Source organism: Anaeromyxobacter sp. SG66 (assembly GCF_022690805.1).
GTDB classification, from domain to species: Bacteria; Myxococcota; Myxococcia; order Myxococcales; family Anaeromyxobacteraceae; genus Anaeromyxobacter; species Anaeromyxobacter soli.
Genome location: NZ_JALCZC010000013.1, coordinates 1 through 13,882 on the forward strand (window position 1 = coordinate 1; position 13,882 = coordinate 13,882).

The following is a 13,882-nucleotide window of genomic DNA, read 5'->3' on the forward strand; positions in this document are numbered from 1 at the left end:
CGCCGCCGAACCCGCGGCGCCCGCCGCGAACCCGCACGCGGGACACGGACGGTAGCGCCCCATGATCAAGCGAATCATCCGCTTCTCGGCGGAGAACCGGTACCTCGTCATCGCCGCCACGATCGTCGCCCTCATGGGCTCGGTCTGGGCGATGCGGAACATCCCGCTCGACGCGCTGCCGGATCTCTCCGACACCCAGGTGATCGTCTACTCGCGCTGGGACCGGAGCCCGGACATCATCGAGGACCAGGTCACCTATCCCATCACCACCGCGCTCCTCGGCGCGCCGAAGGTGAAGGCGATCCGCGGCTTCTCGGACTTCGGGTTCAGCTACGTCTACGTCATCTTCGAGGACGGGACCGACATGTACTGGGCGCGAACGCGCGTCCTCGAGTACCTGTCGAAGATCACCTCCCAGCTCCCGCAGGACGTGAAGGTGGAGCTCGGCCCCGACGCGTCGAGCGTCGGCTGGGTGTACCAGTACGCGCTCGTCGACCGCAGCGGGCAGCACTCGTCGGACGAGCTGCGCTCGTTCCAGGACTGGTTCCTGCGCTACTCCGTCCAGAGCGTCCCCGGCGTCTCCGAGGTCGCGACGGTGGGCGGCCAGGTCCGCCAGTACCAGATCACCGTGAACCCGAACGCCCTCGCCTCGTACAAGCTGCCGCTCGAGGCGGTGATCAACGCGGTCCGCAAGGGCAACAACGACGTGGGGGGGCGCCTCGTCGAGTTCAGCGGCCGCGAGTACATGGTCCGCGGCCGCGGCTACGTGAAGAACATCTCGGACCTCGAGAGCCTCGTCTTGCGCTCGGAGGGCGGCACGCCCGTGCTCGTGAAAGACGTCGCCACGGTCGCGCTCGGGCCCGAGATGCGCCGCGGCGTGGCCGACCTCGACGGCGAGGGCGACGTCGTCGGCGGCATCGTGGTGATGCGCCAGGGCGAGAACGCGCTCAACGTCATCAAGCGCATCGAGAAGAAGCTCGAGGAGGTGAAGCCCTCGCTGCCGAAGGGCGTCGAGGTGGTGACGACCTACGACCGGTCGGAGCTCATCGACCACGCCATCGAGACGGTGAAGGGGAAGCTCGTCGAGGAGATCGTCATCGTCTCGATCATCATCCTCATCTTCCTCTGGCACGTCCCGTCCGCCATCATCCCCATCGTCACCATCCCGGTGTCCGTCGCGCTCGCGTTCATCCCCATGTACGCGATGGGCCTCAACGCGAACCTGATGTCGCTCGCGGGCATCGCCATCTCCATCGGCGTGCTCGTGGACGGCGCCATCGTCGAGGTGGAGAACGCCTACAACAAGATCCACCACTGGGTGAAGGACGGGAAGAAGGGCGACTTCCACCACGTCCGGCTCGAGGCGCTCCTCGAGGTGGGGCCAGGCGTCTTCTTCTCGCTCCTCGTGATCGCGGTCGCGTTCATGCCCGTGTTCACGCTGGTGGACCAGGAGGGCCGGCTCTTCCGCCCGCTCGCCTACTCGAAGAACCTGGCGATGGCGATCGCGGCGTTCCTCGCCATCACGCTCGACCCCGCGATGCGGATGCTGTTCGCGCGCATCGACGAGTTCAGGTTCCGGCCGCGCTGGCTCGCCTGGATCGCGAACCAGGCGCTGGTCGGGAAGTACTACTCGGAGGAGGCGCACCCGATCTCGAAGCTCCTCCACCGGCTCTACGAGCCGCCCTGCCGGTTCGTGCTCCGCCACCCGAAGGCGACCATCGCGGCGAGCATCGCCCTCGTCCTCACCACGATCCCGGTGTACCTGTCGCTCGGCTCCGAGTTCATGCCGCCGCTGCGGGAGGGGACGATCCTCTACATGCCCTCCGCGGTCGAGCCCGGCATGTCCGTCGCGGAGGCCCAGAAGGCGCTGCAGGTCCAGGACAAGATCCTGAAGACGTTCCCCGAGGTGGAGCGCGTGTTCGGCAAGGCCGGCCGCGCCAACACCTCCACCGACCCGGCGCCCTTCACGATGATGGAGACCACCATCATCCTGAAGCCCGAGTCCGAGTGGCGGGAGGCGCCGCGCTGGTACTCCTCCTGGGCGCCCGAGTGGGCGAAGTCCCTGCTCCGGCCGTTCTGGCGCGATCGCATCACGCAGGAGGAGCTCGAGAACGAGATGAACGCGAGGCTCCAGCTCCCCGGCATCTCGAACGCCTGGACGATGCCGATCAAGGGGCGCCTCGACATGCTCTCGACCGGCATCCGCACGCCCGTGGGGATCAAGATCAGCGGCGCGGATCTCGCGACCATCGAGCGCGTGGCGAAGGAGACCGAGGCCATCATCCAGAAGGTCCCCGGCACCCGCAGCGCCTACGCCGAGCGCGTCGCGGGCGGCTACTTCCTCGACTTCGTCCTTAAGCGCGAGCAGCTCGCCCGCTACGGGCTCACCGTCGACGACGCGAACATGATGGTGATGACGGCCGTGGGCGGGGACAACCAGTCCACCACGGTGGAGGGGCGCGAGCGCTACGGCATCAACGTGCGCTACGCCCGCGACTACCGCGAGGACCTGTCGGCGCTGCGACGGGTGCTCCTGCCGCTGCCCGGCGGCCAGGGCCAGATCCCGATGGAGGAGATCGCCGACGTCGTGCTCGCGCAGGGCCCGTCGATGATCCGAGACGAGAACGGGCTCCTCGCCGGCTACGTGTACGTGGACTTCGACACCTCGAAGATCGACGTGGGCTCGTACGTGACGGAGGCGAAGAAGGCGGTGGCGGCGGGGCTGAAGCTCCCGACCGGCTACAGCATGGTCTGGAGCGGCCAGTACGAGAACATGCTGCGCGTGAAGGAGCGCCTGAAGCTCATCATTCCGCTGACGCTCGTGCTCATCTTCGGGCTGCTGTACATGAACACGAAGTCGTCGTTCAAGGCCACGCTCGTCATGGCTGCGGTGCCGTTCTCGGCGGTCGGCGCGGTGTGGCTCCTGTGGGCGCTTGGCTACAACGTCTCGATCGCGGTGTGGGTCGGGCTCATCGCGCTCATGGGGCTCGACGCCGAGACGGGAGTGTTCATGCTCCTCTTCCTCGACCTCTCCCACGACGAGTACAAGGCGAAGGGCCTGCTCCGCACGAGGCGCGACCTCGTCGAGGCCATCGTCCACGGCGCCGTGAAGCGCGTGCGGCCCAAGGCCATGACGGTGTTCGCCGCGATGATCGGCCTCTTGCCGATCATGTGGTCGGTCGGCACCGGCGCGGATCTCATGAAGCGCATCGCCGCGCCCATGATCGGCGGCCTCGTGACCTCGTTCCTGATGGAGCTGCTCGTCTACCCCGCGGTGTACTACCTGTGGAAGAAGAAGGAAGTGAGCGACGAGGACACGATCACGGCGGTCGCCGCCTGAAGAACGCGGCGCCGGGCACGCGTTCCCGGGGCGCGGGACCCGGTCCGTCGCGGGGCGGGCCGGGGGCGGCGGGGTTGCCGGCCAGGGGGACACGGACTTGAGTGCGCTGACATCGCCTGCCGGGAGCCTCGCGATCGCGATCTCGGCCCTGCTCCTCGTCATCGGCTTCCGTCTGGCCGCGCCGGGGCGGTTGCGCGAGTGGCTGGCCGTCGCGGCGTACGCCGGCGCGCTGGCGGCGCAGGCGCTCGGGGCCCTCGGCCTTTTCGGGCCGGCGAGCGTGCCCGCCATGAGCCAGCGCATCGCCGGGGCGGCCTTCCTCGTCGCCGGGATCCTGCTCGCCGGGGGCCCCTCGCGCGCGCGCAGGCGCACCGCGCTGGGCGTGCCCGCGTCGCAGGCTCCGGCTCCGCCGCGGGTGGATCCGGTGTACGCGGGGCTCGCGCTCGTCCTCGTCGGACAGCTCCTGCGCGGCCCCTCTCGCGTCGGGGCCACCGCGGTCGCGGTGGCGTTGCTCGTGGCCGGCTGGGTCGCGCTGTCGCCGCGGGCGGGCGGCCGTGCCCGCGAGGCCAGCGCCCGTTGAACGCGTGAGGGAAGGGACGAGCGGGTTCGTGCGGCGCGCGACGGCGTACGAGCGTGCGGATTCGATCTTCTCGGACACACCGCGGATGCGGTCGGTCCGACGGCTCGCGACTCGTCGCGGGATTCACCGACATCCCGCTGGCGGGATCCCTGGCACGCGAGAGCATGCTCCACCTCCCCGAGGCTACCTCGGAGCCTTCGCGGCCCCGAGCTTCACGGTGTCGGCGCGAAGGCGCTCGCCGACGTGCGTCCCGCGGATCACCGCGCGCTGCCCCACCTGGACGTCCTCGCGCCTGGCCGGCTTCTCGCCCCGGAAGAATCGCGTCTCCGGCGTGACCGTGAACGCGACGGAGTGTCCGTCGGCCGTCTTCACGACGAGCTGCTGGGCGGTGACGCTCTCGACGACCCCCATCGCGCGGCCGCCCTGCTCGTGCGCGGCCGCTGCCGGTGCGGTGAGCAGCGTCGCCAGCAGCGTGAGCGTTCTCGTGCGCTTCATCTGTGCTCCTTCCCGTGCGGGTGGGCCCCGTCCCCGGGCGGACGCGCCGCCGGCTCCTCGCCGCGCAGGAACGCGTCCTCCTCCTGGAGGGCGCGCCACTCTTCGGGTGACCTCGGGTTGAGCGCCTCCATGGACGCCCTTTCCTCGGCGGTGAGCGTCGGGAGGTGGCGGATGAAGTGGACGAGGTGCCAGCTCTCCTCCGCGGTCCCCGGACCGCCCCACGCCGGCATCCCCGTGAGCCGCACGCCGTTCTCGATGATGTAGAAGAGCTCCCCGTCCGTGAGCCTCTGCGTCTCCGCGGCGCGCAGGTCGGGCGCGCGCGGATAGAGGCTCCTTCCGAGCTCGGTCTGGCCGCTGCCGTCGTTCGCGTGACAGGTGGCGCAGTGGTCTGCGAAGTGCGCGAGCCCCGACTCGAGCACGCGCGGGCTCGGCGCGATCGGGTTCGTCGCCTCGCGCGCCTCCCCCGGGATCGCCCAGCCCCGCAACGCGCGGGCGACGCGCGCCTCGAGCGCCGAGGGCCGTGCGCGCGCTGCGATCCCTCCGCGCAGCACGTGCGCGCTGCCGAGCGCCGCCAGGGCGATGATCACGAGCCCGATCCCACCCACGAGCCAGCACGCGCTTCGCATCCGCGGTCCTCCAGCGCCCCCTCGCCTGCTAACGCCCGCCGCGGGCCTCGAGGTCCTCGGCGCCCAGACGCTCCGCGCCACAGTCCTCGGGGCTCATGTCCGGCGGAGGCGCGCGGCGCGCGTCCACGTAGTGGCGCGGCCCCGCCGGCTCGGCGAGTGCACCCTCTTCGAGCGCTCGGGCGCTCGCCGCGCCGCCGGCGGCGAGGGCGAGGACGCGGCGATGCGTGATCCCCTTCTCTCATTGCACGGCGCGCCTCTCATCGTGCGATCCTTTGGCGTTCCAAGCGATTTGGAGCGCGCCGCCGCGGAAGCTCCAGGCCGGCGACACTGGTGCCCGCGGGGTGCGATCGTCTGGAGGCGCGCGCTGCGGCGGCTCGAGCGAGCTGAACCGTTTCGCCACACGCCGTGTTCTCCCTGTCAGGAGATCTCATGCGAAATGACCTCAAAAGTCCGCCCCCCGAATTCCTCCCCGCCGCTCTCGGCGCGGTGCGCCGCGCCTCCCGACCGCTCGCCCTGCTCGCGATCGGGGCGGGACTCCTGCTCGCCGCGTGCGGCGGCGGCGGCGACACCGGCGGGCCGGGCACCTCGGGCGCCACGCTCAGTGGAACCGTCGTGAAGGGGCCGGTGGGTGGCGCCGCGGTGACCGCGTTCGCCGTCGCGAACGGCACCAAGGCGGCGCAGCTCGGCACGGCGGCGACGGATGCGCAGGGACGGTTCACGATGACCCTCGGGTCGCACACGGGTCCCGTCATGATCGAGGCGATCGGCGGGACGTACACGGACGAGGCGACCGGCGCGACGATGACGATGCAGGCGGGGAGCGTCATGACCGCCGTGATGCCCGCCGTCGACGCGGGAGCGGCGGCGGACGTCCAGGTGACGCCGCTCACCTCGATGGCCCAGGCTCGTGCGCAGAGCATGCCGGGCGGGATGACGGCGGCCAACGTCGGGACCGCGAACTCCGAGCTCGGCGGCTACTTCTCGGTCGGCGACCTCCTGCACACGATGCCCATGAATCCGCTCGTACAGGGCTCCGGCGCAGCCGCGACGCAGGAGATGAAGAACTACGGGATGACGATCGCGGCCATGTCGCAGTACGCGGCCATGATCGGCATGACCACCTCGTCCTCGGGCGTCGTCACGGCGATGATGCGCGACGCCTCCGACGGCGTCATGAACGGCATGTCGGGATCGACGGCGGTCTCGATGAGCGGGATGGGCGGCATGATGGGCGGCAGCCTCGCGCCCTCGGCCGGCACGGCCGATCTCGCGGACGCCATGTCACGCTTCGTGAGCTCCGGGATGAACAGGTCGGGCGTGGCGCTGGCGGACATGCAGGCGCTCATGGACAGGCTGCGCCTCTCCGACGGCCAGCTCTCGGGGACCGGCACCGGGACGACGAGCGGCATGCTGACCGGCAGGGCCTTCATGGGCACGATGTCGGGCGGGACGATCGGCGCGTTCGCTGTCCAGAACGGCCAGGTCGGCGCGATGATCGCCAGCGCCGCGCTGGACTCGACGGGGAGCTTCAGCCTGCCGCTCGGCTCGTACACGGGGCCGATGATGTTGCGGGTGAGCGGCGCGTCGTACGCGGACGAGGCGACGGGCTCCAGGATGACGATGCTCCCGCGCGACGTGCTGACGGCGGGGATCCCCGCGGCCGCTGCGGGCATGAGCGACATCCAGGTGACCCCGCTCACCTCCATGGCCGAGCTCCGGGCGCAGGCGATGACGGGGGGCTCGAGCGCCGAGAACATCGCGGCGGCGAACTCGGCCGTCGCCACCTACTTCTCGTGCGGCGACCTCCTGACGACCGCGCCCATGGATCCCTCGGTCGCGGGCTCCGGCTCCTCGGCGGACGCGAACAGCAGGAACTACGGGATGTCCATCGCGGCCATGTCGCAGTACGCCCAGATGATCGGGATGACCACGTCCTCTGGCATCGTCACGGTCATGATGGACGACGCCTCGGATGGCGTGATGAACGGCATGATGGGGACGACGCCCATCTCCATGACCGGGATGGGCGGGATGATGGGCGGCGGCGGCATGATGCAGCCCACGGTCGGTACGTCCGGCCTGGCGACGGCGATGACCACGTTCGTCGGCGACACGTCCGTCAACAGGTCGGGCGTGACGATGGCCGACATGCAGCCGCTCGTCGACCAGCTGGCGCGCTCCAACGGCGTGATCCAGTGACGCCGGCGGCCGACCCGGATCTCTGCGGGATTCCCCAGCTGTACGCCGGCGTCCTCGCGGTGACCGGGTCCCGAGCCGGCGTCCGCTTGACCTGACACCTCTCCGTTATCTAGGATGCCTCCGTTATCACGGACGGCGCGCCGCCATCCCGACGGCGCGCCCCCGTGTGGAAACGGGCAGGCATGGCGGTCGTCCCGACGTACCCCGCGAGCACGCTCTCGCACCTGGACTGGCTGGAGGCGGAGGCGATCCACGTCCTGCGGGAGGTCGCCGGTCAGTGCGCGAGCCCCGCGCTGCTCTTCTCCGGCGGCAAGGACTCGATCTGCCTCCTCCGGCTGGCCGAGAAGGCCTTCCGGCCGGGGCGCTTCCCCTTCCCGCTCCTGCACATCGACACCGGACACAACTACCCGGAGGTCCTCGCGTTCCGCGACCGCCGCGCGGCGGAGCTGCGCGAGCGGCTCGTGGTCCGCTCGGTAGAGGACTCCATCCGCGCGGGCCGCGTCGTGCTGAAGCACCCGCAGGAGTCGCGCAACAAGCACCAGTCGGTGACGCTGCTCGACGCGATCGCCGAGCTCGAGCTGGACGCGTGCATCGGCGGCGCGCGCCGCGACGAGGAGAAGGCGCGCGCGAAGGAGCGCGTGTTCTCGTTCCGCGACGAGTTCGGCGGCTGGGATCCCAAGAACCAGCGCCCCGAGCTCTGGAGCCTCTACAACGCGCGCGTCCACAAGGGCGAGAACGTGCGCGTCTTCCCGATCTCCAACTGGACCGAGCTCGACGTGTGGCAGTACATCGCGCGCGAGCGGCTCGAGATCCCGTCCATCTACTTCGCCCACCGGCGCCCGGTCGTCCGGCGCGGCGGCGCGCTCGTGCCCGTGACGCCGCTCACCCCGGCGCGGCCCGGCGAGGCGGTCGAGGAGGTCTCGGTCCGGTTCCGCACGGTCGGAGACATCACCTGCACCGCGCCGGTCGAGTCCACCGCCGACACGCTCGCGAAGATCGTCGCGGAGACCGCCACCACCACGATCACCGAGCGAGGCGCGACCCGCCTCGACGACCAGACCTCCGACGCCTCGATGGAGCAGCGCAAGAAGGAGGGGTACTTCTGATGCTCGCCGCCGAACGGCTCTCCGCCCCCGCCGCGGACGGCCTCCTCCGCTTCCTCACCTGCGGCAGCGTCGACGACGGCAAGAGCACGCTCATCGGGCGGCTCCTCCTCGACACGCGCTCCATCCTCGCCGACGCGCTGCACGCCATCGAGCGCACCTCGCGCAGGCGCGGCCTCGAGGCGGTGGACCTCTCGCTCCTCACCGACGGCCTCCAGGCCGAGCGCGAGCAGGGCATCACGATCGACGTCGCGCACCGCTACTTCTCCACCGGGACGCGCAAGTACATCATCGCCGACGCCCCCGGGCACGAGCAGTACACGCGGAACATGGTCACCGCCGCCTCCACGGCGGACCTCGCCGTCATCCTCGTCGACGCGCGCAAGGGCGTGCTCACGCAGACGCGCCGCCACTCGTACCTCGCGCACCTCGTGGGGATCCCGCACCTCGTGGTCGCCGTGAACAAGATGGACCTCGTCGGCTACTCGCCCGACGTCTTCGAGCGCATCCGCGCCGACTACCTCGCCTTCGCGGCGAAGCTCGGGATCAGGGACGGCGTGCACTTCGTCCCGATGTCGGCGCTCGCGGGCGACATGGTCGTGGAGCGCGGCGCGAACCTCCCCTGGTATCAGGGCCCGACGCTGCTCGAGCTGCTCGAGGAGGCGCCGCCCGCGCGCGACGCGTCGCAGGGGCGGTTCCGGTTCCCCGTCCAGTGGGTGTGCCGGCCGCAGACGCTCGAGCACCACGACTTCCGCGGGTACACGGGCCGCGTCGAGTCCGGCGAGGTCCGCCCCGGCGACGCCGTGCAGGTCCTCCCCTCCGGCCAGACGACGCGCGTGAAGCAGCTCCTCCTTCACGACGCGCCGCTCGCGCGCGCCTTCGCGGGCCAGTCGGTCACGATCCTCCTGGAGGACGCCGTCGACGTCTCGCGCGGCGATCTCCTCGTCCGCGCGGGCGAGGCGCCGGAGCCGACCCGCAAGCTCGACGCGACGCTCTGCTGGCTCTCGGAGCGGCCCGCCCAGGCGGGCCGGAGGGTGCTCCTCCGCCACGGGACGCGCGAGGTGCGCGCCACGCTCGCCGAGCTCGCCTACCGCGTGGACCTCGCGGAGCTCGCCGAGGCGCCCGCCGCCGCGCTCGGCATGAACGACATCGCGCGCGTGTCGCTGCGGCTCGCGCAGCCCGTCGCCGCCGATCGCTACGCGGACAGCCGCGCCACGGGCGCGTTCATCCTGATCGACGAGGCGACGAACGACACCGTGGCGGCGGGGATGATCCTGTGAGCGGCCGCACGCGCGAGGAGCTCGCCCGCTGGGCGCGAGACCTGGAGGGGAAGCACCCGGCGGAGATCCTCGCGGAGGTCACCGCCGCCTTCCCGCGCGGTCGCGTCGGCTTCGCGACCGGCTTCGGTCCAGAGGGGTGCGTGCTCCTCGACGTCGCCGCGCGCGCGGGGCTCCCCATCGACGTGTTCACCCTCGACACGGGCGCCCTCTTCCCCGAGACCTACGCGCTCTGGAACCGGCTCGAGGCGCGGTACGGGATCGCCATCCGGCGGGTGGCGAGCGCCGCGGCGGACGAGCTCGTGCCCGACGGCGCGCCCCCGCCGTGGGAGGCCGATCCGGATCGCTGCTGCGAGCTCCGCAAGGTGCTGCCGCTCCGCGCCGAGCTCGCCCGCTTCGACGCCTGGGTGACCGCGATCCGCCGCGACCAGACCGCCGACCGCGCGACCGCGGCGATCCTCGAGTGGGACGAGAAGTTCGGGCTCGTGAAGGTGAACCCGCTCGCCGCGTGGTCGAGCGCCGACGTGTGGCGGCACGTGCGCGCGCACGAGGTGCCGACGAGCCCGCTGCACGACCAGGGCTACGCGAGCATCGGCTGCGCGCCCTGCACGACGCCCGTCGGCGCGGGCGAGGACCCGCGCGCCGGCCGCTGGCGCGGCCGGTCGAAGAAGGAGTGCGGGCTGCACGCGAGGCCGGCGGCACGAACGACCGCGACCTCGACCGCGACCTCGACCTCGACCTCGACCTCGACCTCGACCTCGACCTCGACCTCGACCTCGACCCTTCCCCTCGCACCCGAGCGCCGAGGCTTCATCCTGTGGCTCACCGGTCTCTCCGGCGCGGGCAAGAGCACGCTGTCGCGCGCGCTCCGGTGCTCGCTCGCCTCGGAGCGGCCGGTCGAGATCCTCGACGGCGACGAGGTCCGCGCCTACCTCTCGGCCGGGCTCGGGTTCACGAAGGAGGACCGCGACACGAACGTCCGTCGCATCGGGTTCGTCGCGCGCCTGCTCGCGCGGAACGGGACCGCCGCCGTCACTGCGGCCATCTCGCCCTACGCCGCGACCCGGGACGAGGTGCGGTCGCTCGCCGAGCGCGACGGCGTCCCGTTCGTGGAGGTGTTCGTGTCCGCGCCGGTGGCGGCGCTCGCGGCGCGCGACGTGAAGGGGCTCTACCGGAAGGCCCTCGCCGGCGAGCTCGCGCGCTTCACGGGCGTGTCCGATCCCTACGAGGCCCCCGAGCGGCCCGACGTCGTCGTCCGGACGGACGTCGAGTCGATCGAGGAGTCCGCTGGCCGCATCCTCGAGCACCTCCGCGCGCGCGGGCTCGTCCGCGCGGCGGCCCCGCCCGCCGCCGCGGAGCGCGCCTCGTGAGCGCCGCCGCCCGCCGCGGTGTGCTGCCCGGGTTCGGGCTCTCGACGGGGTTCACCGTGCTGTACCTGTGCCTCGTGGTGCTCGTGCCGCTGTCGGCCGTCGCGCTCCGCTCGAGCAGCCTCGGGTGGCAGGAGGCCTGGAAGGTCGTCGCGTCGCCGCGCGCGCTCGCCTCCTACCGGCTCAGCTTCGGCGCGTCGCTCCTCGCGGCCGCCGCGAACGTGGTCTTCGGGGGGCTCGTGGCGTGGGTGCTCGCGCGCTACCGCTTCCCCGGTCGCGCCTTCGTGGACGCGCTGGTGGACCTGCCGTTCGCGCTCCCGACCGCGGTGAGCGGCATCGCGCTCACCGCCGTGTACGGTCCCACCGGCTTCATCGGGCGGCACCTCGAGGCGGCCGGCGTCCGGGTCGCCTTCTCGCCCCTCGGCGTGACCCTCGCGCTCACCTTCATCGGCCTGCCGTTCGTGATCCGGACCTTGCAGCCGGTCCTCGAGGACCTCGATCCCGAGGTGGAGGAGGCCGCGGCGGTGCTCGGCGCGTCGCGCTGGGAGACGTTCCGTCACGTCCTCTTGCCCGCGCTCGTCCCCGCCGCCACCACCGGGTTCGCGCTCGCGTTCGCCCGGGGGCTCGGCGAGTACGGCTCGATCGTCTTCATCTCCGGGAACATGCCGATGCGGACCGAGATCGCGCCGCTCCTCGTCATGACGCGCCTCGAGCAGTTCGACTACGCCGGCGCGGCCGCGCTCGCGACGGTGCTGCTCCTCGCGTCGTTCGTCCTGCTCCTCACGATCAACCGGCTCCAGGCCTGGACGCGGACGCGCGCGGGGGCGGCGTGACGTCCCCCGCCCTCGCGGTCCCGGCGCCCGATCGCGAGGCCCCGCCGCGCCCGGCGCCCTCCCGGCCCGCCGCGGTCCCCGCGCCGCCGCGCCGGCGACCCCGGCGCGCCACGGAGGACCCGGCGCTCGTCCGCTGGGCCCTCGTCGCCATCGCGCTCATCTTCGTCGGCGCGTTCGTGCTCGTGCCTGCCGCGACGGTGATCGCCGAGGCGCTCCGCGGCGGCGTCGCGCTCTGGTGGAAGGCGCTCGCCGACCCCGAGGCGCTCGCGGCGGTGAGGCTCACGCTGCTCGTCGCGGCGATCGCGGTGCCCCTCAACGCGCTCTTCGGGCTCGCCGCCGCCTGGTCCGTGACCCGCTTCCGCTACGCGGGGAAGAGCGTCCTCGTCTCGCTCGTCGATCTGCCGTTCGGCGTCTCGCCGGTCGTCTCGGGCATGGCCACCGTGCTCCTGTTCGGCGCGCACGGCTGGCTCGGCCCGTGGCTCCTCGCGCACGGCGTCAAGGTCGTGTTCGCCGTCCCGGGCATCGTCCTCGCGACCGTGTTCGTCACGTTTCCGTTCGTGGCGCGCGAGCTCATCCCGTTCATGGAGGCCCAGGGCGTGGAGGAGGAGGAGGCCGCGCTCGTGCTGGGCGCGAGCGGCTGGCAGATCCTCACCCGCGTCACCCTGCCGAACGTGAGGTGGAGCCTGCTCTACGGCGTCATCCTCTGCAACGCGCGGGCGATGGGCGAGTTCGGCGCCGTCTCCGTCGTCTCGGGGCACATCCGCGGCCTCACGAACACGGTCCCGCTCCAGGTCGAGATCCTGTACGGCGAGTACGCGTTCCAGGCGGCGTTCGCGGTGGCGTCCCTGCTCTTCCTGCTCGCCCTCGTGACGCTCGTCGCGAAGAAGGCGCTCGAGTGGCACCACCGCCCCCGTCCGTCCGCCGTCCGGAGCGCCCCATGAGCATCGTCGTCCGCGAAGTCGAGAAGGCCTTCGACGCCACCCCCGTCCTGCGCGGCGTCTCCCTCGAGATCCCCGACGGCGAGCTCGTCGCGCTGCTCGGCCCGTCCGGCTGCGGGAAGACGACCCTGCTCCGGATCATCGCGGGGCTCGAGTCCGCCGACGCGGGCGAGGTGCGGCACGACGGCGAGGACGTCTCCGCGCGGAGCGCGCGGGAGCGGAACGTGGGCGTGGTGTTCCAGCACTACGCGCTCTTCCGGCACATGACCGTGGAGGAGAACGTCGCGTTCGCGCTGCGCGTGCGGAGGCGCCCGAGGGCGCAGGTGGCCGCGCGCGTCGCCGAGCTGCTCCGCCTCGTCCAGCTCGAGGGCCTCAAGGGACGTTATCCGCAGCAGCTCTCGGGCGGGCAGCGCCAGCGCGTCGCGCTCGCGCGTGCCCTCGCGACCGAGCCGCGGATCCTGCTCCTCGACGAGCCCTTCGGCGCGCTCGACGCCCGCGTGCGCCAGGAGCTGCGCCGCTGGCTGCGGCGCCTCCACGACGAGCTCCACGTCACGAGCGTCTTCGTCACGCACGACCAGGAGGAGGCGTTCGAGGTGGCCGACCGCGTGGTGCTCATGAACGCGGGGCGCGTGGAGCAGGTCGGGACGCCGGCGCAGGTGTTCGAGGAGCCCGCGAGCGCCTTCGTGATGCGCTTCCTCGGCGCGGTGAACGCCTTCAAGGGCTGGGTCGAGGGCGACCGCGCGTTCGTGAGCGGCCTCGACCTCGAGCTCGTGGCGCCCGCGTCCGCGGCGCACCGCGCGCGCGCACACGTCTTCGTCCGTCCGCACGAGCTCGACGTCCACCGCGCCCCCGTCCCCGGCTCGTTCGCGGCGAACGTGGACCGCGTGCTGCCGCTCGGCGCCGCCGTCCGGATCGAGCTGTCGGCGCCAGGGTTCGGCGGGATGGTGGAGGCGGAGCTCGACGTCCGCCGGAGCGAGGCGCTCGCGCTCGCTCCCGGAGACGCGGTGCACCTCTCCCCGCGCCGGGTGCGCGTGTTCCCCTCGCGCGAGGACGAGCTCGACAGCCTCACGGCGAGCGGCCTGTGACGCGCTCCCTCCGCCAGGGCGCTCGACGCGCCGGCCCGTGAG

Annotated in this window: 10 protein-coding genes and 2 pseudogenes; 10 read left to right on the forward strand and 2 right to left on the reverse strand. The window is 72.2% G+C overall.

All coding sequences use genetic code 11. The features are described 5' to 3' along the window. Positions 1-61: 61 nt before the first annotated feature. Together MNZ39_RS06155 and MNZ39_RS06160 are read left to right on the forward strand one after the other, a co-directional pair. The gene (locus MNZ39_RS06155; protein WP_242336100.1) at positions 62-3,340 is read left to right on the forward strand and encodes an efflux RND transporter permease subunit; all 3,279 of its coding nucleotides are present in this window, start codon (positions 62-64) and stop codon (positions 3,338-3,340) included. A 97-nt stretch (positions 3,341-3,437) separates the two neighbouring features. Continuing rightward, positions 3,438-3,917 (forward strand): hypothetical protein, encoded by a 480-nt coding sequence (locus MNZ39_RS06160; RefSeq protein WP_242336103.1) that lies wholly within the window; start codon positions 3,438-3,440, stop codon positions 3,915-3,917. 183 nt (positions 3,918-4,100) lie between these two features. Here MNZ39_RS06160 and MNZ39_RS06165 read toward each other — a convergent pair whose 3' ends face one another. Then, positions 4,101-4,412 carry a DUF5666 domain-containing protein gene (locus tag MNZ39_RS06165; protein ID WP_242336106.1) on the reverse strand — a complete coding sequence of 104 codons (312 nt, stop codon included), beginning with the start codon at positions 4,410-4,412 and terminating at the stop codon, positions 4,101-4,103. After that, entirely contained in the window at positions 4,409-5,038 is a 630-nt protein-coding gene (locus tag MNZ39_RS06170; RefSeq protein WP_242336109.1) for a c-type cytochrome, read from the reverse strand. The genes MNZ39_RS06165 and MNZ39_RS06170 overlap by 4 nt, the downstream gene beginning before the upstream one ends. Before the next feature lie 429 nt (positions 5,039-5,467). Between MNZ39_RS06170 and MNZ39_RS06175 the strand changes: the two genes are divergently transcribed. The 8 genes and pseudogenes from MNZ39_RS06175 (at position 5,468) to MNZ39_RS06210 (ending at position 13,840) form a co-directional block, all read left to right on the forward strand. Continuing rightward, complete coding sequence (locus tag MNZ39_RS06175) at positions 5,468-7,237, forward strand: carboxypeptidase-like regulatory domain-containing protein (protein ID WP_242336112.1); 1,770 nt, start codon at positions 5,468-5,470, stop codon at positions 7,235-7,237. A 182-nt stretch (positions 7,238-7,419) separates the two neighbouring features. Further along, positions 7,420-8,343, forward strand: coding sequence for a sulfate adenylyltransferase subunit CysD (gene cysD / locus MNZ39_RS06180; RefSeq protein WP_242336115.1), 924 nt, complete (start codon positions 7,420-7,422; stop codon positions 8,341-8,343). Beyond that, positions 8,343-9,620, forward strand: a complete 1,278-nt coding sequence (locus MNZ39_RS06185; protein WP_242336118.1) for a sulfate adenylyltransferase subunit 1 — start codon at positions 8,343-8,345, stop codon at positions 9,618-9,620. The genes cysD and MNZ39_RS06185 overlap by 1 nt, the downstream gene beginning before the upstream one ends. Beyond that, a pseudogene (locus MNZ39_RS06190) lies at positions 9,617-10,297 on the forward strand (phosphoadenylyl-sulfate reductase); the annotation flags it as partial. The gene MNZ39_RS06185 and the pseudogene MNZ39_RS06190, both read left to right, overlap by 4 nt. A 126-nt stretch (positions 10,298-10,423) precedes the next feature. Beyond that, positions 10,424-10,987, forward strand: a pseudogene (cysC, locus tag MNZ39_RS06195) (adenylyl-sulfate kinase); the annotation flags it as partial. Next, positions 10,984-11,817 carry a sulfate ABC transporter permease subunit CysT gene (gene cysT / locus MNZ39_RS06200; RefSeq protein ID WP_242336121.1) on the forward strand — a complete coding sequence of 278 codons (834 nt, stop codon included), beginning with the start codon at positions 10,984-10,986 and terminating at the stop codon, positions 11,815-11,817. The pseudogene cysC and the gene cysT, both read left to right, overlap by 4 nt. Further along, complete coding sequence (cysW, locus tag MNZ39_RS06205; protein WP_308197187.1) at positions 11,814-12,758, forward strand: sulfate ABC transporter permease subunit CysW; 945 nt, start codon at positions 11,814-11,816, stop codon at positions 12,756-12,758. Before cysT ends, cysW begins: the two co-directional genes overlap by 4 nt. Beyond that, positions 12,755-13,840 carry a sulfate/molybdate ABC transporter ATP-binding protein gene (locus MNZ39_RS06210; protein WP_242336124.1) on the forward strand — a complete coding sequence of 362 codons (1,086 nt, stop codon included), beginning with the start codon at positions 12,755-12,757 and terminating at the stop codon, positions 13,838-13,840. Before cysW ends, MNZ39_RS06210 begins: the two co-directional genes overlap by 4 nt. Positions 13,841-13,882: the final 42 nt, after the last annotated feature.